Genomic DNA, 21,859 nt, shown 5'->3' with positions numbered 1-21,859 from the left:
GTCGCGAGGTAGGCATTTTCGGCAGTGACGGCTGGTTCAACAAGCACAAGACAGTAGGCGCAGATGTCGAAGTGCCGCCAAGCGTTGAGAATGCCCTGAAGGGCAGAGCCGTCGATATAATGCGGCGGGGCGGACGAATCGGTCCGAGGGGGACCGAGGATATCTCCGGGGACAAATGGCAGCGCCCCCGCCTCGCATCGGAAGGTTGTAAATGAAATTTGTCAAAGCGGACTGGGATCCTGAGATGCACGGGTTCGACTTGGACCCGAGTGCCTATCTCGCCGAGCTTCCGAAGATGCGGGACGCGTTGCCGGCCGGTGCCTGGGCCTTTGCCTCCGACACGGAGCACTACAGCATGCGCAGCAGCCGTTGCGTGAAGGACCTCGAGCTGGCGGAGATCTCCGTGCCGACGGACAAGCGCGGATTCCTGACCATCGACTTCGCTGCCAACCAGTGGAAGCACGAATCCGGTCTTCGGATTCGGTACTCCGGCGTCTCGCACTTCGCGATCGACTACGACCAGTCAATCGACTGGATGCAGGTCGATACGGTGCTGCTCGACGAGATCCTTCCTCGGCAGGATGGCTGTCTCCATGAAATTGCACTGACGGACGCGTCGATCGTCGTTCATTGCCAGGAGATTGAAGCCGTGTGGGGTGGCGCGTAGGGGGAACTGCCACAATGCCGGGTCGCGGATGGGCCCCATAAAACATCCGCTGATCAGGGCGTGGACGGAAGCCTCGGACGGTGACGAGAGGGCGCGTGGGGCCGGACCGAGCCCCCGGAGCGTGCGGCACGAGAGCCGAACGACGGGATCGGCCTCGGCCAGGGGCAAAGCACCTCCGGGGCAGCTGGCAGCGCTCGTGCCTCGCGTCCGAGGGTTGTCGTCGAAAAACGGGACGCCCCGAGCGCCGGCAGCGGCCCCGGCGCCTACGCCGGCTGGAGCAGGTCCCAGCGGTTGCCGTACAGGTCCTCGAAGACCGCGACCGAGCCGTAGACCTCGTGCCGCGGCTCCTCCAGGAACCGCACCCCGGCCGCCACCATCCGCGCGTGGTCGCCCGCGAAGTCCTCGGTGTGCAGGAAGAAGCCGACCCGCCCGCCGGTCTGCGCCCCGACACTCGCCCCCTGCTCCTCGTCCTTGGCCCGGGCCAGGAGCATCCCCGTTCCCTGCGTGCCACGCGGCCGCACCACCACCCAGCGTGTCCCGCCGCCCCGGTCGGTGTCCTCCACCAGCTCGAAGCCGAGGGCGTCGGTGTAGAAGGCAAGTGCCTCGTCGTAGTCGCGGACGACCAGGGTGACCAGGGCGATGTGCGGCATGGGGTCCTCGGTGCTCGGGGCGGGCGGGGGTGCGGCCCGGGAGTGCCGCGCCTGGCGGGACAATACCGGCATGGAGACCAGCGACCTCACCGGGCTGACGGCCCGCGCCCGCCGGCTCGCCCTGGCCCGGGGGCGCCGCATCCTCGGAATCGCGGGGCCGCCCGGTGCCGGGAAGTCCACCCTGGCCGGACAGCTCGTCGACGCCCTCGGTCCGCTCGCCGTCCTGGTGCCCATGGACGGCTTCCACCTTGCCCAGGGCGAGTTGGAACGGCTGGGCCGCGCCGCGCGCAAGGGCGCGCCCGACACCTTCGACGCCGCCGGGTACGCCGCCCTGCTCCGGCGGCTCAGGGCGCCGGAAGCGGGGACGATCGTGTACGCCCCCGAGTTCGACCGGGCCCTGGAGCAGCCGGTCGCCGGATCCGTCGCGGTGTATCCGGAGGTTCCGCTGGTCGTCACCGAAGGCAACTACCTGCTGCACGACGAGGGCGCGTGGGCGTCGGTGCGCGGGCTGCTCGACGAGGCGTGGTTCCTGGACCTCGAACAGGACGTACGCGTCCGCCGGCTCGTCGAGCGGCATGTGCGGTTCGGCAAGCCGCGGGACTTCGCGGAGCGCTGGGTCGCCGGATCCGACGAGGCCAACGCACGCCTCGTCGCCCTGGGCCGCGACCGCGCCGACCTCGTGGTACGGACCGGGGGCGGCGCGCGGCCTTGATTGTTCGCACAAGGTCGCCCGTGCGGGCAGGATGCAGTGAGCCGTTCCGTGCCGCCAGGAGGTCCCGTATGCCCAGCCCGAACCAGCCCGTGCCCTTCACCGCCGACGACTACCGGGCCCGGATGATGCGCGCCGCCGAGAGCGCCGCCGCGGCCGGACTCGCGGGCGTGCTGGTCGCGCCGGGACCCGACATGGTCTACCTGACGGGATATCAGCCCCCAGCGGCCACGGAGCGCCTCACCGCCCTCGTCCTCGTCGCCGGCCAGGACCCCGTCCTGGTCGTACCGACGCTGGAGGCGCCGGACGCGGAGAAGGCCGTCGGCGCCCCCGCGCTGACCCTGCGCGACTGGACGGACGGCAAGGACCCGTACGCCGTCACCGCGCCGCTGCTCGACGCGAAGGGCCGGTTCGGGATCAGCGACAACACCTGGGCGATGCATCTGCTCGGCCTGCAGCAGCAGCTGCCCGGGACCTCGTACGCCTCCCTCACCGAGGCGCTGCCGATGCTGCGCGCCGTGAAGGACGCCCATGAGCTGGAGCGGCTCGCCGCGGCGGGGGCCGCCGCCGACGCCACGTACGAGCAGATCCTCAAGGTCCGGTTCGCCGGCCGCAAGGAGACCGACGTGGCCGCCGACCTGGCCCGGCTGCTCACGGAGTTCGGACACTCCCAGGTCGACTTCACCGTGGTCGGCTCCGGACCGAACGGCGCCAACCCGCACCACGAGGCGGGCGACCGGACCATCGAGCATGGCGACATGGTCGTGCTCGACTTCGGCGGCCTCAAGCTCGGCTACGGCTCCGACACCTCCCGCACGGTCCACGTCGGCGAACCCACCGCCGAGGAGCAGCGGGTCCACGACATCGTGCGGGAGGCTCAGGAGGCCGGCTGCAAGGCGGTCCGGCCCGGTGTCGCCTGCCAGGAGATCGACCGGGCCGCCCGCGCCGTCATCACCGAGTTCGGCTACGGCGAACGGTTCATCCACCGCACCGGCCACGGCATCGGCGTCACCACCCACGAGCCGCCGTACATGATCGAGGGCGAGGAGCAGCAGCTCGTCCCCGGCATGTGCTTCTCGGTGGAGCCCGGGGTCTATCTGCCGGGCCGGTTCGGTGTCCGGATCGAGGACATCGTGACCGTCACCGAGGACGGCGGGCGGCGCCTGAACGCGACCGCCCGCGAGCTGGCGATCGTCGAGTAGCGCCGGCCGGACCCGCCGCCGGTGGCGGCGGGTCAGTCGTCGGCCAGCACGACGCACGACTCCGCGGGAAGATGCAGCTGCCCGTCCGCGCCGGGGGCGTCGACCGGCTGCCAGGCGGCCAGTACCCGGCCCCCGCCGCTCCGGTGCCGGCCGCCGCCCAGCGGGATCGTGGCCGGCTTCTCGTCGAGGTTGACCGCGATCCGCAGATCGCCCCTGCGGAAGGCCAGCCAGCGCGCGTCGTCGTCGTACGCGGGCTTCACCGTCGCCAGGTCCGGGTCGCTGAGGTCGGGCATGGCACGGCGCAGCGCGATCAGCTCCCGGTACCAGGCGTGCAGCCGGGCGTGCGGCTCACGCTCCGGTTCGCTCCAGTCCAGGCAGGAGCGGTCGCGGGTGGCCGGGTCCTGCGGGTCGGGGATGTCCTCCTCGGCCCAGCCGTGCGCGCCGAACTCCCGCCGTCTGCCGCTGCGTACCGCGTCGGCGAGTTCCGGATCGGTGTGGTCGGTGAAGAACTGCCAGGGCGTACGGGCCCCCCACTCCTCGCCCATGAACAGCATCGGCGTGAACGGCCCGGTCAGCACGAGCACCGCCGCGCACGCCAGCAGGCCGGGGGAGAGCGATGAGGCGAGCCGGTCGCCGAGCGCCCGGTTGCCGATCTGGTCGTGGGTCTGCGCATAGCCGACGAAGCGGTGGGCGGCGCTGCGGGTGACGTCGACGGGGCGCCCGTGCGTGCGGCCGCGGAAGGCGGAGTACGTGCCGTCATGGAAGAAGGCACGCGTCACCGTCTTGGCGAGCGAGGCCAGCGGGGCGGCGGCGAAGTCCGCGTAGTAGCCCTGGGCCTCGCCGGTGAGGGCGGTGTGCAGGCAGTGGTGGAAGTCGTCGTTCCACTGTGCGTGCAGGCCGGTGCCGCCCGAATCGCGGGGTGTCGTGGTCCGCGGATCGCAGAGGTCGGACTCCGCGATCAGCGAGAGCGGACGGCCCAGTTCGGCCGAGAGCGTGTCGGTGGCCGCGGAGAGTTCCTCCAGGAAGGTCAGCGCCCGGGTGTCGGCCAGGGCGTGGACCGCGTCGAGCCGCAGACCGTCCAGGCGGTAGTCGCGCAGCCAGGCGAGCGCGCTGCCCAGCAGGAACGCGCGCACCTCGTCGGAGCCGGGGGCGTCCAGATTGACCGCCGCGCCCCATGGCGTGTGGTGCGTCTCGGTGAAGTACGGGCCGAAGGCGGGGAGGTAGTTCCCGGAGGGGCCCAGGTGGTTGTGGACCACGTCCAGGACGACGGCGAGACCGAGGCCGTGCGCCGTGTCGACAAAGCGCTTCAGCCCCTCCGGGCCGCCGTACGGCTCGTGCACCGCCCACAGCGACACCCCCTCGTACCCCCAGCCGTGGACGCCGGGGAACGGGCAGACCGGCATCAGGGAGACATGGGTGATGCCCAGTTCGGCGAGATGCCCGAGCCGTGCGGCCGCCGCGTCGAAGGTGCCCTCGGCGGTGTACGTACCGATGTGCAGCTCGTACAGCACCGCGCCCGGCAGCCCCCGTCCGGTCCACTCGTTGCGCCATGCGTACGCGGAGTGGTCGACGACGGCGCTCTCGCCGTCCGGCCCGCCCGGCTGGCGCCGCGAGCGGGGGTCGGGGAGCACCGGGCCGCCGTCCAGGACGAAGCCGTAGCGGTCGCCGTCGGCGGCCTGCGCATCGGCCGTCCACCAACCCGGCCGTACGGGGTCACGCTCCATGGACCGCAGTTCACCCGCCAGCCGCAGACCGGCCGATTCCGCATCCGGTGCCCATACGTCGAACAGCATGCAACGCTCCTCGTCTCCTCGTCCCGGACCATGGTCGGCGGAAGTCGCGGTCACCGACCTACGGCACTGGATCGAGCCCGTTACTGGCGATTAAGGTCTGGTTCTGATCATTGCCCTGCCAGGTTCTGCCATACGCACTCCCTCTTACGGCTGTGGAGGCCGAGATGACCGTGCCGCCGTTCCCGCCCGGTTTCCTCTGGGGAGCCTCCGCCTCCGCCTTCCAGACCGAGGGTGCGGCCGACGCCGACGGCAAGGGACCCTCCGGCTGGGACGCCTTCGCCGCGCAGCCCGGACGGATCAAGGACGGCACCGACACGACGCGCGGCACGGGCTTCCACCGGCACTACCGCGAGGACGTCGCCCTGCTGGCCGGCCTGGGCGCCGACGCCTTCCGGTTCTCGGTGAGCTGGCCGCGCGTCGTCCCCGGCGGCAGCGGCCCGGTCAACCCGCAGGGGCTCGACTTCTACGACCGTCTGGTCGACGAACTCTGCGCCCGCGGCATCACCCCGGCCCCCACCCTCTACCACTGGGACACCCCGCTCCCGCTGGACGAGGCCGGCGGCTGGCTCAACCGGGACACGGCCTACCGCTTCGCCGAGTACGCGGGCATCGTCGCCGAACGCCTCGCCGACCGCGTACCCATGTGGATCACCCTCAACGAACCCGCCGAAGTCACCATGCTCGGCTACGCACTCGGCGAGCACGCCCCCGGCCGCACCCTCCTCTTCGACGCGCTGCCCGCCGCCCACCACCAGCTGCTCGCCCACGGCCTGGCCGTACGCGCGCTCCGCGCCGCGGGGGCCGGCAACATCGGCATCGCCGTCTCGCACACCCCGGTCTGGACCGCGGGGGAGTCCGATGAGGACCGTTTCGGCGCCGAGCTGTACGACACACTCACCAACCGGCTGTTCGCCGATCCCCTCCTCACCGGCCGCTACCCCGACGAGAACTTCGCCGCACTGATGCCGGGCCCGGTCGAGGACGACCTGCGGACCATCGCCGCCCCGCTCGACTGGTACGGGGTCAACTACTACAACCCCACGCTCGTCGGCGCGCCCACGGCAGAGGCCCTCGACAGTTTCGCGGGCTTCGGCATGCCCGCCGGTCTCCCCTTCGGAATAAGGGAGATCGAGGGATACGAGAAGACCGACTTCGGCTGGCCCGTCGTCCCCGACGGGCTGCGCGAGATGCTCGTCCAGCTGCACGACCGCTACGGTGACCGGCTCCCGCCGCTCTACATCACCGAGAACGGCTGTGCCGTGGACGAACCCGTCGCCGACACCCGCCGGATCGCCTTCCTCGACGCACACCTGAAGTCCCTGCGCCAGGCCGTCGACGCGGGGATCGACGTACGCGGCTACTTCACCTGGTCGCTCACCGACAACATCGAGTGGACGGAGGGCGTCAGTAAGCGGTTCGGCCTGGTCCACATCGACTACGAGACGCTGCGCCGCACCCCCAAGGAGTCGTACGCCTGGTACCGCGACATGATCGGCGAACAGAAGCGGCAGAGCGCCGATCCGGCGGGAGAGCGCTGATCCCGGAGGCAGAGCGCTGATCCCGGCGGGAGAGTACCGATCCGGTGGGAGAGCGCTGATCTCGGGGAGGGAGCACTGATCCGTACGCCCCGCTGCCCGCCCCGACTCCTCCCGGTACGCACCCGGGCGGAGGCCGGGCCGGCTCCGTCAGTCCCACACCATGTGGCAGGTGCGTTCGCCCCGTTGATTTCCGGGGCAGCAGGGCCGCAGACATTAGCAACGTCTCCTCGCCGGCGCCCTGGAATATCCCACCGAGGGCCCTGCGCGGGGCAGTCGGCTGCCGCCCCACCCAGGTCAGGAGGGCGGAAAGCGGGGTTGTTCTGGACACTCCGGGGCGGTCGGCCCGACAATTGGCGGTGTGACGTCCTCCTTCGAGCCCCACACGTATCCCGCGCGGCTGTCCGACGCCCAGCGCGACCGTGTTCTCGGCGTGCTCAGAGAAGGTGCGGCGCAGGGCAGGCTCTCCCAAGACACCTTCATGCGGCGCATGGAGCTGGCGCTGACCGCGAGCCGCTCCGAGGAGCTGGAGGCGCTCACCGCCGATCTGGAGAGCGGCGGCCGCCTGTCGCGGCAGCTGTTCCGGGTCGTGGCCGGGGTCTCCGGATTCCCCGAGCGGGTGCGCAGGGCCTGGCGGGCCGAGCGGCTGCCCAAGCTGCTGCTGCCGGCGCCGAGCCCGCACCCGCTGCTCATCGGCCGGGACCCGGGCAACGGGCTGCGCCTGAGCCACGAGACCGTGTCCCGGACGCACGCCGAACTCACCGTGCACAGCGGCCGGTGGCTGCTGCGCGACCTCGGCTCGACCAACGGCACCTGCGTCAACGGACAGCGCGTCACCGGAACGGTATCCGTGCGCGAGGGGGACCAGGTCAGCTTCGGCCGGATGACCTTCCGGCTCTCCGCACCGGCCCTCAGGCCGCCCGCGTAGCCACGCCGCCGGCCCTCAGACCGCCCTGCCTGAGTACCCGGCCGTTCCTCGGGCTGCCCGCGTAGTCACGCAACCGTCCCTCAGGCCGCCCTGCTGAGAACGCGGCCGTCCCTCGGGCTGCCCGCGTGGCCACGCAATCGTCCCCCAGGCCACCCCGCGCAGCCTCGCCGTCGCGTCCCGGGCGCCGGGCGCCGCGTCACCCGGACGGCCGCACGCCGACTGCGGTGGGACCGGACGGGTGATCCCCTGAGGGGAGCGCGCCGCGCACCGGCGCACCGACCGCCCGGGGGTACGGATGCAGGCCGACGCCCCAGGAGACATACCCGCGGACATCCCCGCCCCGACGCCCTCACCCGACGGCCGCACCGCCGTCCGGTCCACGCGGTACCGCCGCACGGCCCGCCCAGGCGGTGGCCCGAGCCTCCTCGCCCCCGGCGCGGCCCGCGACCCGTACCGGCTCTACCGGGTGCTGCGCGAGGAGTACCCGCTCAGCTACGACGCTCCGCTGGGCGCCTGGCTGATCAGCCGGTACGACGATGTGGCCACCGCCCTCACCGACCCCCGGTTCACCGGCTTCCCGCACGACGGGGCACCCCGGGGCGGCCCGGCACCTCTCGGCCTCTGCCACGGCAGCCCCCGCTGCCTGCCGCGCGACCGGTACACCGTGGTGACCGGCTCGGTGCCCCGGCACCAGGCCGAACGTGTCGAGCGGACCGCGTACGTGCTGGCCCGGCGGATCGCCGGACGCCGCCAGGCCGATCTCGTCGAGGAGTTCTGCCGCTGGCTGCCCGCGGGTGCCGGGCCCTTCGGGGCCCCGCCCCGGACCGGCGGCGACCCACTCTCCGGCGAAGGGCCCTGCACCCGGCAGACCGGGCTGCGTGAGACGGCGCTCGCCTCGTTCCTCGCCAACCTGCTGGACGCGCCGGACCTGATGGCGGCCCTGCGCATCGAACCCGCACTCGCCGGCCGGGCCTGGACGGAGTCGCTGCGCCGCGACCCGCCCGTCCAGGTCGTGCTGCGGCGCACCGTCGCCGAGGTCACCCTCAGCGGCGGCACCCTGCCGGCACGGACGCCCGTCGCCTGCCTGATCGGCGCGGCCGGCCGAGATCCGGAACGGTTCTGCGCACCGGACCTGTTCGACCCCTTCCGCCGCGACCAGGACCGCACGACCACCGGCCCGGCGGGCTGCCCGGCCGTGGTGCTCGGACGCCTGGAGGCCGAGCAGGGCACGCGCGCACTGCTCGACGCGATGCCCCGGCTGCGCTGGGCGGACGGGTTCAGGCCGGCCGCCACCGGCCTGCTCACCCGCGGTCCGCGCTCCCTTCTCGTGCGGCCCGGCTGAGCAGCGCCACCGGGCGCTCGGCGAACAGCTCGGCCACCGGCACCGTGCCGCCCGTGAACTCCCGGCCGGGCGTCAGCAGATCCCGCCACACCCCGTCGTCCGGCAGTGCCAGCTCCGTCCCGCGCCAGCCGCCCGCCTCGGCCAGCCGCAGCGACAGCCGGGTCACCGCGGTGACGACCTCGCCCGAACGGCAGAAGGCCAGACAGTGCCCGGCCGCCGGACCGGTGGCGGTCAGCGGGGTGTACGTACCCGACTCGCCGAACACGCCGGGCCGCTCCCGCCGGAGCCGCAGCGCCGCAACCGTGAGCGCCCCCTTCCCGTCGGCGGCCGAGTCGGCGGGCGAGCCCGCGGACGGGCCGGCGGGCGTGCCGGAGGCGTCGGCGGAAGGCCGGCGGAAGGGCCGCCGGTTGTCCGGGTCGACCAGTGCCAGGTACTCGCGCTCGGTGCCCTGGTAGAGGTCCGGCACCCCCGGCATGGTCAGGTGCACCAGCGCCGCGCCGAGCGCATTGGCCCGTACGTGCGGGGCGAGCGTCCCGGCGAACCGCCGCAGCAGCGCCCGCACCGGACCGGTCTCGGCGGCCGGGCCGGCGGTGACGAATTCCGTCATCGCCCGCTCGTACACCGGATCGGCCTCGGTCCAGCTGGTGAACAGCCCGGACTCGCGCACCGCCTTGAGCAGTGCGGGCTCCAGCCGTGCGGCCTGCTCCCCGTCGGGGAACCCCACGCAGCCGAACGCGGTCTCCCACGCCTGCCAGGCCAGCTGCGGATCGGGGGCGGCCGCCGGGGCCGTCCGGGCCAGCTCCCCGACCAGTGCGGACCACTGCTGCGGACACTCCGAGAGCACCGCGACGGCGGCACGGACATCCGCGCTGCGCTTGGTGTCGTGCGTGGTCAGCGCCGTGCCGGTGGCGGGCCAGTCCCGGGCGAGCCGGGTGCAGAAGGCATGGAACTCCTCAGGTGCCACCGCAGGCTGCCCGGGGTCACCGCCCACCTCGTTGGCCGAGATCAGCGGCACGTACCGGTAGTACGCGGTGTCCTCGACGGACTTGGCCCGCAGCGCGGACGCCGTCTGGGCGAACCGGGCGCAGAACGCCGCCCGGTCCTCGCCCGCGCCGAGCCGCCCGAGCGCCAGCTCCCGCACCACGTCCACGGCCGACGCCTCCTCCCGCACCGCGAAAGCCGCCTTGGCATCGCTCACCGCCACCGCGTCCAGCGCCGCCCCGGCGACCTCGGTCCAGGGGCCGCCGGCCGTCACGTACGGGCGGTAGACCGGCACCCGGACCAGCAGTTCGCGCACCGCGGTGTGCAGCGCCCACGGGGCGTGGTCGCGCAGCGCGGGGTCCTCGGCGCAGATGCGTGACGCCAGCCGGGTCAGCACGGCGGTCTCGGCGGCCAGCTCATGCGTGACGACGCGGTACGCGGCCCGGCGCACGGTCGACGTCCAGTAACCGCCACGGTCACCGGCCGGGGTGGCGTACTCCCGGTACCGGCCGAGCAGTTCGGCGGCGCCCGCCGGGTCGACGAAGAGACCGTCGATCCGGTGCAGCGCGTCGTACCCGGTCGTCCCGGCCACCGCCCAGCCGGCCGGCAGCGGCTCGGACCCGGTCAGGATCTTCTCCACCACCGTCCACGCACCGCCGCTCGCTTCGGAGAGCCGCTCCAGGTAGGCGGCCGGGTCGGCGAGTCCGTCCGGGTGGTCGATCCGCAGGCCCTCGACGACTCCGTCCCGGACCAGTTCGAGGATCTTGGCGTGGGTGGCGGCGAAGACCTCGGGGTCCTCCACCCGCACCCCGATCAGCTCCGAGATGGTGAAGAACCGGCGGTAGTTGAGCTCGGTCCTGGCCAGCCGCCACCAGCCGAGCCGGTAGTGCTGGGCGTCCAGCAGCTCCGGCAGGTCGAGGCCGGCGGTGCCGTCGCGGAGCGGGAACTCCAGCTCGCCGTGGCGCAGCACGTCCCCGTCGATCCGGAACCCGTCCATCTCGTCGCCGAGCCGGCCGCCGAGCACGGGCAGCAGGATCCTGCCGTCGCCCGCCGCCCAGTCGATGTCGAACCAGCGGGCGTACGGGGAGCCGGGCCCCTCCCGCAGGACCTCCCGCAGGGCGTGATTGTGGCGGGGGTCGGCCGCCATGTGGTTCGGCACGATGTCCAGGACCAGCCCGAGCCCGTGCTCCCGCGCGGTGCGCGCCAGCTGCCGCAGCCCCTCCTCGCCGCCCAGCTCGGCCCGCACCCGGCTGTGGTCGACGACGTCGTAGCCGTGCCCCGAACCCGGTACGGCTTCGAGGACCGGGGACAGATGCAGATGGGAGACGCCGAGCGTGGCGAGGTACGGCACGGCGTCCTCGGCGGCCGAGAACGGGAAGTCCGGCTGGAGCTGAAGCCGGTACGTGGCGGTAGGCGTCATGCAGGCGTTCGTACCCAGATTCGGGCCTTCTGTGTCACCCGGTTACGGACAAGACCCCGACCGGCGGCCGGGCCCGCCCCTTCCGTCCGCCTTCGGCCTCCCGGTTGGATCACGCCTGGCTCGCGTGCCCCGGCGCCGTACCGCGCGGCGTTTCAGCGGTCGCCCACGCGCTCCGCGCGGGCGGCACCGGATCCCGCTCCCTGACCGGGCCGGATCAGGCCCGACCAGGCCCGATCCGGATGAAAGACCTACGCCGGCCGCTGCAGCACCGCCATGCTCCGTCCTACCAGCGTCACCCGATCGCCCGCCGCCACCTTCGGCCCCGCACCGGTCAGCACCCCGGCCGGACGTGCCGTGTCGACCACCACATGCCACTGGCGCCCGTGGTTCACCGGGACGGCGAACTCCAGCGTCTCGGCGCTCGCATTGAACATCAGCAGGAACGAGTCGTCGGAGATCCGCTCGCCGCGCGGACCCGGCTCCGAGATGGCGTGCCCGTTCAGGAAGACCGTCAGGGCCTTGGCGTGCGCCGCCTGCCAGTCCCGCTGGGTCATCTCCTCGCCCTCGGGAGTGAACCAGGCGATGTCCGACAGCTCGTCGTGCGTGCCCTCCACCGGCCGCCCGTGGAAGAACCGGCGGCGCCGGAAGACCGGATGGTCGCGGCGCAGCCAGACCATGGCCCGGGTGAACTCCAGCAGACTGCTGCCGAGCGCTTCGCCCTCCTGCGGGTCCGCCCCCTCGCCGTCGTCCTCGGCGTTCTCGGCCGGATCCGGCCAGTGCACCCACGACAGTTCGCTGTCCTGGCAGTACCCGTTGTTGTTGCCGAGCTGGGTACGGCCGAACTCGTCGCCGTGGCTCAGCATCGGCACACCCTGCGACAGCATCAGGGTGGCGATGAAGTTGCGCATCTGACGCTCGCGCAGCTCCAGCACCTCGGGCCGGTCGGTCTCGCCCTCCACCCCGCAGTTCCAGGACCGGTTGTGGCTCTCGCCGTCCCGGTTGCCCTCGCCGTTCGCGTCGTTGTGCTTGTCGTTGTACGAGACCAGGTCGTGCAGGGTGAAACCGTCGTGGCAGGTGGTGAAGTTGATCGAGGCGAGCGGACGCCGGCCGTCGTCCTGGTACAGGTCGGATGACCCGGTCAGCCTCCCGGCGAACTCGGCCAGGGTCCGGGGCTCACCGCGCCAGAGGTCCCGCACCGTGTCCCGGTACTTCCCGTTCCACTCGGTCCACAGCGGCGGGAAGTTCCCCACCTGGTAGCCGCCCTCGCCGACGTCCCACGGCTCGGCGATCAGCTTCACCTGGCTGACCACCGGGTCCTGCTGCACCAGGTCGAAGAACGACGACAGCCGGTCCACCTCGTGGAACTGGCGGGCCAGCGTGGCCGCCAGGTCGAAGCGGAAGCCGTCCACGTGCATCTCGGTCACCCAGTACCGCAGCGAGTCCATGATCAGCTGGAGCACGTGCGGCGAGCGCATCAGCAGGGAGTTCCCGGTCCCCGTCGTGTCCATGTAATAGCGCTGGTCGTCGGCGAGCCGGTAGTACGAGGCGTTGTCCAGGCCCCGGAAGGAGAGCGTCGGACCCAGGTGGTTGCCCTCCGCCGTGTGGTTGTAGACGACGTCGAGGATCACCTCGATGCCCGCCTGGTGCAGCGCCCGTACGGCCTGCTTGAACTCGAGCACCTGCTCGCCCCGGTCGCCCCAGGAGGCGTAGGCGTTGTGCGGGGCGAAGAAGCCGATGGTGTTGTAGCCCCAGTAGTTGGCGAGCCCCGCGTCGGCCAGCCGGTGGTCCTGGACGAACTGGTGCACCGGCATCAACTCGATCGCCGTGACCCCGAGCTCCGTCAGATGCGCGATGACCTCCGGATGGGCCAGCCCCGCGTACGTACCGCGCAGCTCCTTCGGCAGCCCCGGGTGGAGCATCGTCAGGCCCTTCACATGGGCCTCGTAGATCACCGTGCGGTGGTAGTCCGTACGGGGCCGCCGGTCGTCGCCCCAGTCGAAGTACGGGTTGACCACGACCGACGTCATGGTGTGCGGCGCCGAGTCCAGGTCGTTGCGCGCGTCGGGCCGCCCGAACGGGTAGCCGTACACCGCCTCGCCCCACTGGATCTGCCCGGCGACCGCCCGTGCGTAGGGGTCCAGGAGCAGTTTGGCGGAGTTGCAGCGGGCGCCGCGCTCCGGCTCGTACGGCCCGTGCACCCTGAATCCGTACCGCTGTCCGGGCATCACCCCGGGCAGGTACGCGTGACGGACGAACGCGTCGGTCTCCCTCAGCTCGACAGCCGTCTCGGAGCCGTCGTCGTGCAGTAAGCACAACTCGATTCGGTGGGCGGCTTCGGAGAAGACCGCGAAGTTGGTCCCGGCGCCGTCGTACGTGGCACCGAGGGGGTACGCCTGTCCCGGCCAGACCTGCATAGATTCGACTCTTCCACTCTGATGCGGTTGCCTGGGGAATGCGGGCTCCCTCTGGCAGATCTTCCCCGAAAGGGCCGTCCTTACCTAGGAGGTCGCGCGGTCCGGTCAACATCGGGCCTCTCCGTGTCGCCCGGAACCGCAATTCGGCAGGCTTACCCGGCCGACTGTCCGGTATGCGGCTTGCCGTGGGGTGTTTAATCACTATGAATCCGCTCACTACGGCAGATCTCGCCGCACGGAACGGGCTTTTCCCATAGGGGAGTTGGGAAAGGAGCCTACGCATCCGGCTGCACCGGCTCCCGCTCCCGGAGTACCCTTCCTTGATCGTTGGTGGGGGAGTGGAAGGCGGTGCGCGGGTGAGCTCGGGAGGGTTCGAGCTGCCCCCAGGTGACCCTGGTCACGAGGGGGACTCCACCGATGTGCCGCCCGGGGCTGTCACGCTCGCTCAGCCCCTGGAGATCGGCGCGGAACTGGACTGGGGAGCGGATGCCTGGAGCGAGGTGCGCACCCGTGCCCAGCGGGCAGGGCGCGCCTACATCTGGCTGAATCTCGTGGAGCAGCGGCTGCGCGCCGTGGTCGCCGCCGTGCTCCGGCCGATCTACGAACCGGTGCACGGTGAGGACTGGGTGGTGGCCGCGGCGGGTCCCGCCGGCCAGGAGTGGGTGCAGCGGGCCGTCGCCGTGCGCGAGGTCTCCCGCCGCAAGGGCTATCTCCTCGACCCGGCCGACGACAACGTCCTGAGCTTCCTCACGCTGCCCCAGCTGCGTGAGCTGATGGTCCAGCACTGGCCCTGCTTCGAGCCCTACTTCGACGACCGCCGGGACGTGGAGCTCGCGCTGGACGAGCTGGAGGTCGCCCGTAACGTGGTCTCCCGCAACCGGGCCCTCAACGAGGCGGTGCTGGCCCAGGCCGAGCGGGCCTCCGCGCGGCTGCTGGAGATCCTCGGCAGCGGCGCCGCGGTCCCGTCCGCCGACCGGCTCCCGGTCGACGCCGTCGAGGAACTCGTCGGCGACCGGTACGCGGACGTGGTCTCCGTCCACTCCGACCGGGTGCGGCTCCAGCGCCAGCTGCCGGCCGAGGACCTCTTCGGCGGCTCGCGCCGCCTCGACGCGATCGGCATCGGCCTCAACCTCCTGGTGCAGAACTTCTCCGGCCGCAGACTCATCCGGCTCGCGGAGTCGGGCTGCCGGATCCGGCTGCTCTTCATCAACCCGGCCAGCAGCGCGGTCAAGCGCCGGGAGCGGGAGCTGGGTCTCAAGAAGGGTGAGCTGAGCCGGTCGGTGGAGATGAACATCCTCCACATGCGCCGGGTCCGCTCCAAGCTCCGTGACCCGGGCGCCTTCGAGATCCACGTCTTCGACGAGACACCGCGCTTCACCGCCTACCTGGTGGACGGCGACGGGGCCGACGCGGTGGGGGTCGTCCAGACCTATCTGCGGCGGGCCCGCGGCATGGAGGCGCCGGTACTGGTGCTGCGGGGCGGCGGGCGTGCGGTGGTCCGGGCCGGGCAGGACAGTGAGCACGGGCTGTTCGAGACGTACCGCGAGGAGTTCGAGTCCGTGTGGACGGACTCCCGGCCGGTCTCCTGAGGGGCTGTCCCCCCACGGGGCGCCGACGGACTCCGCCCGGGCTCCCGCCTCGTTGTCAGTGGCCCGTGCGAGGGTGGTCGTCACCTGGGGGAGCACCACGAAGGAGGTACGGGATGAGCTGGCACCGGCACGCGCTGGTCGGCTTCGGCCTGGAGGCGACGGGCCCGCGATCAGCGGGCCACGTCGGAGCGGGGGTCGCGTGATGGGCTGGATCAGCGGGCCGTTGGTGGCCTTCGACCTGGAGACCACGGGCACCGACGTCGAGACGGACCGCATCGTCACCGCGGCGGTCGTGCGGCTGGACCCCGACGGGACGGTCTCGCAGGAGCGGACCTGGCTGCTCGACCCCGGCGTGGCGATACCTGAACAGGCGTCGGCGATCCACGGCATCTCGACGGAGCGTGCCCGTGCGCACGGCGTGCCGGCTGCTTCCGCCGTCGAGGAGATCACGCGGGCCGTCGCCGACGGGCTGCGTTCCGGGACGCCGCTGGTCGTGATGAACGCACGCTACGACCTGTCGCTGCTCGACCGTGAGTGCCGGCGCCACGCGGTTGCGTCGATCAGCGAGCGGCTGGGCGACGCGCCTTCGCCCGTCATCGATCCGCTGGTGCTCGACAAGCACGTCGACAAGTACCGCAAGGGCAAGCGGGCGCTCCACGCGCTGTGCGCCCATTACGGGGTGTCCCTGGACGACGCGCACGACGCGATGGCGGACGCCGTGGCTGCCGCCCGGGTGGTGCGGCGCATGGGTGAGAAGCACCAGCCCGTCGGGCTGATGCCCCTGGCGGACCTGCATGACCTTCAGGTGCGCGCGGCCGCCGAGCAGTCGGTCTCGTTGCAGGCGTATCTGCGGCGCACCGCGGATCCCTCGGCGGTCGTCGAGCCGGCCTGGCCGCTCATCCCCCGGATGAGGTGACCGCTCAGGCCGGCCCCGTCCCGGCGGGTGCCTGCACGCGGGAGAGGGAGATCCGACGTGGCGACAGGTCGACCGCCACCACCTTCACGGTGAGGATGTCTCCGACCCGGACCACGTCCTCGGGCCGGCCGGTATCCCCGTCAGCCGGTCCGGCGAGATGCACCAGGCCTTCGAGGCCGTCCGGTCTGTCCTCGACACGGACGAGGGCACCGAACGGCACGAGCCTGGTCACGACGCCCGTCACGACCCGACCGACCTGTTGCGCGAACGCCGGCATCGGGTCCTCCTGCAAGGCCTTGAGGGACATCGACACGCGCTCGCGCGACATGTCGACATCGAGGATCCGTGCCGAGATCCGCTGGCCGACGGCGACGACATCGGAGGGGTGATCGACGTGGCGCCACGACAGTTCGGGGATATTGATCATCGCGGTGAAGCCGCCTATGTCCACGAACGTGACGCCGAAATCGGGGAGCGCCGTCACCGTGCCGGTGCAGATCCGGCCGCGGTGGAGAGTCTTCAGGAAGGCCCAGTCCCGGTCGCCCTGGGTCGGTTCGGTCCGCCACCGGGCCCGCAGCACTCCGTCGCTGTCGGGCAGGACGGCCCCGAACAGCGGGCGGTCCTCGTCCAGGTGCAGGGACAGGGCGGACGCGGTGCGGGCATCCGCCACCAGCGCGGCCCGTTCCCGGTCGTCGGTGTAGTCGGCGATCATGCCCGTCACCACCCCGTGCCCGTCCGCCCGGACGAGCACGACCGGGCCCTCGTCCGGTAGCGCGGCGAGGACCGCGTCGACGTCGGTGGACAGATCCGGCCAGACGGTCAGCCGGGCACGAGCGGTGAGCCGGGCGCGTACCTCGTCGAGGCCGTCCACGGTGAGGCGGTGCCAGCGGGACGCGTTGGCGACGTAACCCTCCTGCAGCAGCGCCGCCTGCCGGGTGATGACGCACCAGCGCAGCCGTTCCCAGAACTCCTCGTCGGCGGGCCGCTGCTCGCCGGGCTCATCGGCGTCTTCGGGGTCGAAGGCCCACGGGGAGGCGTCCATCCGTTCCGGGAAGAGTCCAAGAGCGCGGGTGCGGGCCTGTGCGCCGTCGCAGGGCGTGTCGCTGCCGACGTAGACGTACTGGTCGTACCCGACGTGCACGGTGAACACGTCATCCACTTCCAGCCGGCACCAGGCACCGTTGTCGCGGAGCATGGCCCGGACGAGCTCCAGGCCGACGGGGAGGGGCACCTGTGCTCCGTCGTGGTACCCGGCGAGGCCGGGCGGGAAGAGCCCGGCCAGGCCGGGGCCCTCGACCGGCGGCTCCAGACCGAAGTTGACGTACCCGGTGATCTCCGGCTCGCGTATCGTCAGCCGGTCGACGCCGGCCTCCTCGGCGAAGGCGGCGACCGCCTGCAGATAGGCGGACTCGACCGGCCCGTGGTCGCTGCTCGTGTCCTCGTCGCCGATGTAGCGGCCGTGCTTGTCGCGGTCGGCAGGGTCGTACTTGGTGATCCGGTGGACGAACTGCGGCACGTTGCTCCCCGTGGTGGACGAAGCTCGCACGTTAGGGCACGTCCGGCGACCGGGGACAGCCGATTTCGGCCCGTGCGGCGATCGAGGACACGCCGTCAGCCGGCGCCCGGTGAGCCGCCCCTCAGAACGGGTACCACCGCACCCCCGCGTCGCCGTCCCGCAGCGAGGCCACCCGACGGCGGAACTCCGCGAGCGCCTTCGGGTTGGCCGGCGCGTGCTGTGCGACCCACGCACAGCTCGCCGTCTCCCGCGCCCCCCGCAACACCGCGCAGCCCTCCCACTCCCGGACGTCCCACCCGTACGCCGAGGTGAAGGCGGAGTAGGCCTCGGCAGGCAGCCCGTACCGGTCCCTGGACAGCGCGAGCACCACCAGGTCGTGCTCGCGCAGATCCGAGGAGAAGGTCTCCAGGTCCACCAGGACCGGCCCGTCCGGACCGACATGGACGTTACGTGCGAGCGCGTCGCCGTGGACGGGGCCCGGGGTCAGGTGCGGGACCAGCGCGGCGGCCGCCGTCGCGAAGCCGTCGCGGCGCTCGCGCAGATACGCGGCGTCGGCCGGGTCGATCGACTCGCCCGCCAGGCGCAGCCAGCGCTCGACCCCGCCCAGCAGCTCGCGGCGGGGGAGCGCGAGTCCCTCCGGGTCCGGCAGTGCGTGCACGGCGGTGAGCAGCGGCGCCAGATCCCGCGGCTCGGCGGGCCGCACCGCGTCGGGCAGCCGGTGCCACAGCGTCACCGGGTGGCCCTCGACCAGCCGCGCCTCGGGCTCCGCGGGCCGTACGGCGGGGACGCCGGACGCGGCCAGCCACTGCGCGACGGCGACCTCGCGCTCGGCCCGGACCCGCAGCTCCGGGCTCTGCGTGGCGTCCCGGCCGACCTTGACCACCAGGTCGCCCACGACGAACACCGCGTTCTCGCCCAGCGCGAGGAGTTCCGCCCCGCCGGAGAAGCCGGCAGCGGTCAGTACCTCGCGCGCTCGCATCTCGTTCATGGTCCGATTTTCGCATCCGTGCAGGTTGGCTTGACGAACCGGCGGACCGTCAGCACGATGACGGAGGCCACCTGAGCGGCCAGAACGGTATCAAGCCGGTCGAATGGCGCAAGGGGGACGCATTCATGACATTGGCGAGTGCAACCGTGCAGTCCGGGCGGCACGGTCCGCCGGGCGGGCCGCGCGGCAAGGGGTCCGGGCAGATCGACAGGAATGCCGGTACGTGGTTCCTGGTGCTGCCCGCCCTCATTCCGATCCTGGTCCTGAGCGTCGGCCCGCTGCTCTACGGCATCGCGCTGGCGTTCACCGACGCGCAGTCGGGCCGTACGAGATCCACCCAGTGGGTCGGGGTGCTGAACTTCCAGGACCTGCTCCACGACGGCCTGTTCTGGGAGTCGTTCCGGATCGGTCTGGTGTGGGCGGTCGGCGTCACCGTCCCGCAGTTCGTGCTGGCCCTCGGCCTCGCCCTGCTGCTCAACCAGAACCTGCGGATGCGCTGGCTGGCGCGGGCGCTGGCGATCATCCCGTGGGCGATGCCGGAGGTGGTCGTCGGCATCATGTGGCGGCTCGTCTACAACCCGGACGCCGGCATCCTCAACGAGACCATCCGCGACCTGGGGCTCGGTGACGGCCGGGACTGGCTGACCGGCCTCGCCACCGCGCTGCCCGCGGTCATCCTGGTCGGGGTCTGGGCCGGCATGCCGCAGACCACGGTCGCCCTGCTGGCCGGTCTGCAGAACACCCCGCACGAGCTCCACGAGGCGGCCGCCCTGGACGGCGCGGGCGCCTGGCGCCGCTTCCGTACCGTCACCTGGCCCGCGCTCAAGCCGGTCGCCCTCTCCATCACCGCGCTCAACTTCATCTGGAACTTCAACTCCTTCGCCCTGGTCTACGTGCTGACCAACGGCGGTCCCGGCGGCCGCACCCGGCTGCCGATGCTCTTCGCGTACGAAGAGGCCTTCCGGTACGGACAGTTCGGCTACGCCGCCGCGATGGGCTGTGTGATGGTCGCGGTGATCTCCGTGATCCTCGCCGTGTACCTCGCCGGGCGGCTCAGGGGAGGGGAGGACCGATGAGTCTGCGTACCCGCAGATCCGCGCGCGCCGGACAGTACGTCGCGCTCCTGTGCTATCTGGTCTTCCTGGCGTTCCCGTTCCTGTGGCTGATCTCCACCGCCTTCAAGCCGGCGCCCGAGCTGGGGTCCCTGCATCCCACCTGGATCCCCGAGCATCCGACGCTGGACAACTTCCGGCAGGCCTTCGACGAACAGCCGCTGCTCCGGGCCGCCGCCAACTCGCTGATCGCCGCCGTATCGGCCGGGGTCATCGCCGTCGTCATCGCCACCCCGATGGCCTATGTGATGGCGCGCCACCGCTCGTGGCTCTCCGCCGCCGCCACCGGCTGGGTCGTGGTCAGCCAGGCTTTCCCGTTCGTCCTGCTGATCATTCCGCTCTTCCTGGTCCTCAAGCATCTGCATCTGATCAACACCCTGTGGGGGCTGATCATGGTGTACGTCGTCTGGTCGCTGCCGTTCGCGCTGTGGATGCTGGTCGGATACGTACGGGCCGTCCCGCCCGAACTGGAGGAGGCCGCCGCCGTCGACGGGGCGAGCCGGCTGCGGACGCTCGTCTCGGTCACCGCCCCGCTGCTGGCCCCCGGGATCGTCGCCACCGCACTCTTCGCGTTCATCACCGCGTGGAACGAGTTCTTCTTCGCGCTCGTCCTGCTCAAGACCCCGGAGAAGCAGACCTTGCCGGTCGTACTGACCCACTTCCTCGGCGCGGAGGGTGCGAGCGACCTCGGCCCGCTCGCCGCCGCCGCGTTCCTCGCCACCCTTCCCTCGCTCGTCCTCTTCGCGGTCATCCAGCGGCGGATCACGGGCGGCATGCTGGCCGGGGCGGTGAAGAGCTGATGCGCGCAGTGGTACGTACGGCGGCCGCGGCCGCCACCGCACTGGCCCTGCTGCTCACCGGGTGCGGCGGGGGCGGCGACGGCCGGACGGACGGGAGGATCACGCTCCGCTTCCAGTCGCTGGCCTGGCAGAAGGAGTCCGTCGACGCCAACAAGCAACTGGTGAAGGAGTGGAACGCGAGCCATCCCGACGTCCAGGTGCAGTACGTCCAGGGCAGCTGGGACAGCGTCCACGACCAACTCCTCACCTCGTTCGAAGGGGACGAGGCACCGGACGTCATCCACGACGCGTCCGACGACCTCGCGGACTTCGCGTACGGCGGCTATCTCGCGGATCTGCGCATCCTGCTCCCGGACCGCCTGACCTCGGACATCCCCCGGCGGAGCTGGCAGAGCGCCACGTTCGGCAAGGGCGTCTACGGAGTGCCCTTCCTCCAGGAGCCGCGCGTCCTGATCGCCAACACCAAGATCCTCAAGGCCTCCGGGGTCCGCATCCCCACCCCGGCGAAGCCCTGGAGCTGGGCGGAGTTCCGGCAGATCACCAAGGAGCTGACGGGCAAGGGCCGTTACGGCGTCGCCTGGCCGCTCAAGGAGCCGGTCTCCGTCACCCTGAACCTCGGCCTGTCGGCCGGCGGCGAGCTGTTCCACCGCGGCGCCGACGGAAAGGTCACCGTCGCCATGGACGAGGGCGACCAGGTCGTGCCCGGCACCATCCACGACCAGGTCAACACTGATCACAGCGCGGCGCGCACGGCGCTCGGCATGGGCGGCGGCGACACGCTCCCCGGTCTCTTCGGCGGCAAGTACGCCATGGTGCCGCTGGGGTTCTCCTACCGTCAGCAGGTGGTCGAGCAGGCCCCGAAGGGTTTCGAGTGGACGGTGCTGCCCGCCCCGGCCGGCAGCGCCGGCCTCGCCCAGGGGTGAGCCCGCAGACGCTGTCCGTCGCCGAGGACAGCCCGCACAAGAAGGAGGCCGTGGCGTTCATCGACTTCATGCTGCGGCCCGGGAACATGGTGCGGCTGGCCAAGGGGGACTGGATGCTGCCGACCGGCACGGCTGCCCTGGCGGATCCCGCGCTGCACACCGCGGACAAGGGCTGGGCCACCGGCGCCGCCCTCGCGGGCGCACTGCGCTCCGCACCGGCCCAGTCCGTGCGCGGCTACCCCGAATGGAAGGACAAGGTCGCCACCCCGGCGCTGCAGGAGTACTACAGCGGTGCGATCGGCGCGGCCGAACTGCGCAAGCGCCTGGTGGAGGACGGCAACCGGGTCCTGGCGCGCTACCAGCGCTGAAGAGGA

16 protein-coding genes and 1 pseudogene are annotated in these 21,859 nt (G+C 71.9%); 11 read left to right on the top strand and 6 right to left on the bottom strand.

Translation table 11 applies throughout. The features are described 5' to 3' along the window. Positions 1-211: 211 nt before the first annotated feature. Positions 212-667 (top strand): hypothetical protein, encoded by a 456-nt coding sequence (locus tag LNW71_RS04160; RefSeq protein WP_250966981.1) that lies wholly within the window; start codon positions 212-214, stop codon positions 665-667. A 263-nt stretch (positions 668-930) separates the two neighbouring features. Here LNW71_RS04160 and LNW71_RS04155 read toward each other — a convergent pair whose 3' ends face one another. Further along, positions 931-1,317 carry a VOC family protein gene (locus tag LNW71_RS04155; protein WP_250971893.1) on the bottom strand — a complete coding sequence of 129 codons (387 nt, stop codon included), beginning with the start codon at positions 1,315-1,317 and terminating at the stop codon, positions 931-933. 70 nt (positions 1,318-1,387) lie between these two features. Here LNW71_RS04155 and LNW71_RS04150 point away from each other — a divergent pair, with 70 nt between their 5' ends. Further along, entirely contained in the window at positions 1,388-2,029 is a 642-nt protein-coding gene (locus LNW71_RS04150) for a nucleoside/nucleotide kinase family protein (RefSeq protein WP_250966980.1), read from the top strand. A 68-nt stretch (positions 2,030-2,097) separates the two neighbouring features. Continuing rightward, complete coding sequence (locus tag LNW71_RS04145) at positions 2,098-3,228, top strand: aminopeptidase P family protein (protein WP_250966979.1); 1,131 nt, start codon at positions 2,098-2,100, stop codon at positions 3,226-3,228. 32 nt (positions 3,229-3,260) lie between these two features. Here the strand turns inward: LNW71_RS04145 and treZ are convergent, their stop codons facing one another. Further along, a complete protein-coding gene (gene treZ / locus LNW71_RS04140; RefSeq protein ID WP_250966978.1) occupies positions 3,261-5,021 on the bottom strand; it encodes a malto-oligosyltrehalose trehalohydrolase in 1,761 nt (586 codons plus the stop codon). 164 nt (positions 5,022-5,185) lie between these two features. On the opposite strand from treZ, the gene LNW71_RS04135 reads away from it, so the two are divergent. The 3 genes from LNW71_RS04135 to LNW71_RS04125 all read left to right on the top strand — a co-directional run bounded on the left by LNW71_RS04135 (position 5,186) and on the right by LNW71_RS04125 (position 8,826). Further along, the gene (locus LNW71_RS04135; protein WP_250966977.1) at positions 5,186-6,559 is read left to right on the top strand and encodes a GH1 family beta-glucosidase; all 1,374 of its coding nucleotides are present in this window, start codon (positions 5,186-5,188) and stop codon (positions 6,557-6,559) included. Positions 6,560-6,917: 358 nt separating this feature from the next. After that, positions 6,918-7,484: a DUF1707 and FHA domain-containing protein gene (locus LNW71_RS04130; RefSeq protein WP_250966976.1), complete on the top strand. Its 567-nt coding sequence runs from the start codon at positions 6,918-6,920 to the stop codon at positions 7,482-7,484. Between the two features lie 295 nt (positions 7,485-7,779). Beyond that, on the top strand, positions 7,780-8,826 hold the full coding sequence (locus LNW71_RS04125) for a cytochrome P450 (RefSeq protein WP_250966975.1): 1,047 nt from the start codon (positions 7,780-7,782) through the stop codon (positions 8,824-8,826). Here the strand turns inward: LNW71_RS04125 and treY are convergent. Both treY and glgX read right to left on the bottom strand, forming a co-directional pair. Then, positions 8,786-11,227, bottom strand: a complete 2,442-nt coding sequence (gene treY / locus LNW71_RS04120) for a malto-oligosyltrehalose synthase (protein ID WP_250966974.1) — start codon at positions 11,225-11,227, stop codon at positions 8,786-8,788. The genes LNW71_RS04125 and treY overlap by 41 nt on opposite strands. 248 nt (positions 11,228-11,475) lie before the next feature. Further along, positions 11,476-13,641, bottom strand: a complete 2,166-nt coding sequence (glgX, locus tag LNW71_RS04115) for a glycogen debranching protein GlgX (protein ID WP_250966973.1) — start codon at positions 13,639-13,641, stop codon at positions 11,476-11,478. A gap of 356 nt (positions 13,642-13,997) precedes the next feature. Between glgX and LNW71_RS04110 the strand changes: the two genes are divergently transcribed. Continuing rightward, on the top strand, positions 13,998-15,230 hold the full coding sequence (locus tag LNW71_RS04110; RefSeq protein WP_250966972.1) for an SAV2148 family HEPN domain-containing protein: 1,233 nt from the start codon (positions 13,998-14,000) through the stop codon (positions 15,228-15,230). Positions 15,231-15,432: 202 nt separating this feature from the next. Then, on the top strand, positions 15,433-16,146 hold the full coding sequence (locus tag LNW71_RS04105) for a 3'-5' exonuclease (protein ID WP_250966971.1): 714 nt from the start codon (positions 15,433-15,435) through the stop codon (positions 16,144-16,146). Positions 16,147-16,150: 4 nt separating this feature from the next. Here the strand turns inward: LNW71_RS04105 and LNW71_RS36385 are convergent, their stop codons facing one another. After that, on the bottom strand, positions 16,151-17,662 hold the full coding sequence (locus LNW71_RS36385; RefSeq protein ID WP_250966970.1) for a S1 RNA-binding domain-containing protein: 1,512 nt from the start codon (positions 17,660-17,662) through the stop codon (positions 16,151-16,153). A 121-nt stretch (positions 17,663-17,783) separates the two neighbouring features. Beyond that, complete coding sequence (locus LNW71_RS04095; RefSeq protein WP_250966969.1) at positions 17,784-18,650, bottom strand: aminoglycoside phosphotransferase family protein; 867 nt, start codon at positions 18,648-18,650, stop codon at positions 17,784-17,786. A gap of 125 nt (positions 18,651-18,775) precedes the next feature. Here LNW71_RS04095 and LNW71_RS04090 point away from each other — a divergent pair, with 125 nt between their 5' ends. From LNW71_RS04090 to LNW71_RS04080, 3 genes and pseudogenes are all read left to right on the top strand, one after another. Continuing rightward, a complete protein-coding gene (locus LNW71_RS04090; protein ID WP_250966968.1) occupies positions 18,776-19,726 on the top strand; it encodes a carbohydrate ABC transporter permease in 951 nt (316 codons plus the stop codon). Further along, the gene (locus LNW71_RS04085) at positions 19,723-20,562 is read left to right on the top strand and encodes a carbohydrate ABC transporter permease (RefSeq protein WP_250966967.1); all 840 of its coding nucleotides are present in this window, start codon (positions 19,723-19,725) and stop codon (positions 20,560-20,562) included. The genes LNW71_RS04090 and LNW71_RS04085 overlap by 4 nt, the downstream gene beginning before the upstream one ends. After that, positions 20,562-21,853, top strand: a pseudogene (locus tag LNW71_RS04080) (extracellular solute-binding protein). The gene LNW71_RS04085 and the pseudogene LNW71_RS04080 overlap by 1 nt, the downstream one beginning before the upstream one ends. The last annotated feature ends 6 nt before the right edge of the window (positions 21,854-21,859 follow it).

Origin of the sequence: Streptomyces sp. RKAG290, assembly GCF_023701695.1 — a bacterium.
In the GTDB taxonomy this organism is placed as follows: domain Bacteria; phylum Actinomycetota; class Actinomycetes; order Streptomycetales; family Streptomycetaceae; genus Streptomyces.
This window is presented reverse-complemented; position numbering and strand designations above follow the sequence as displayed.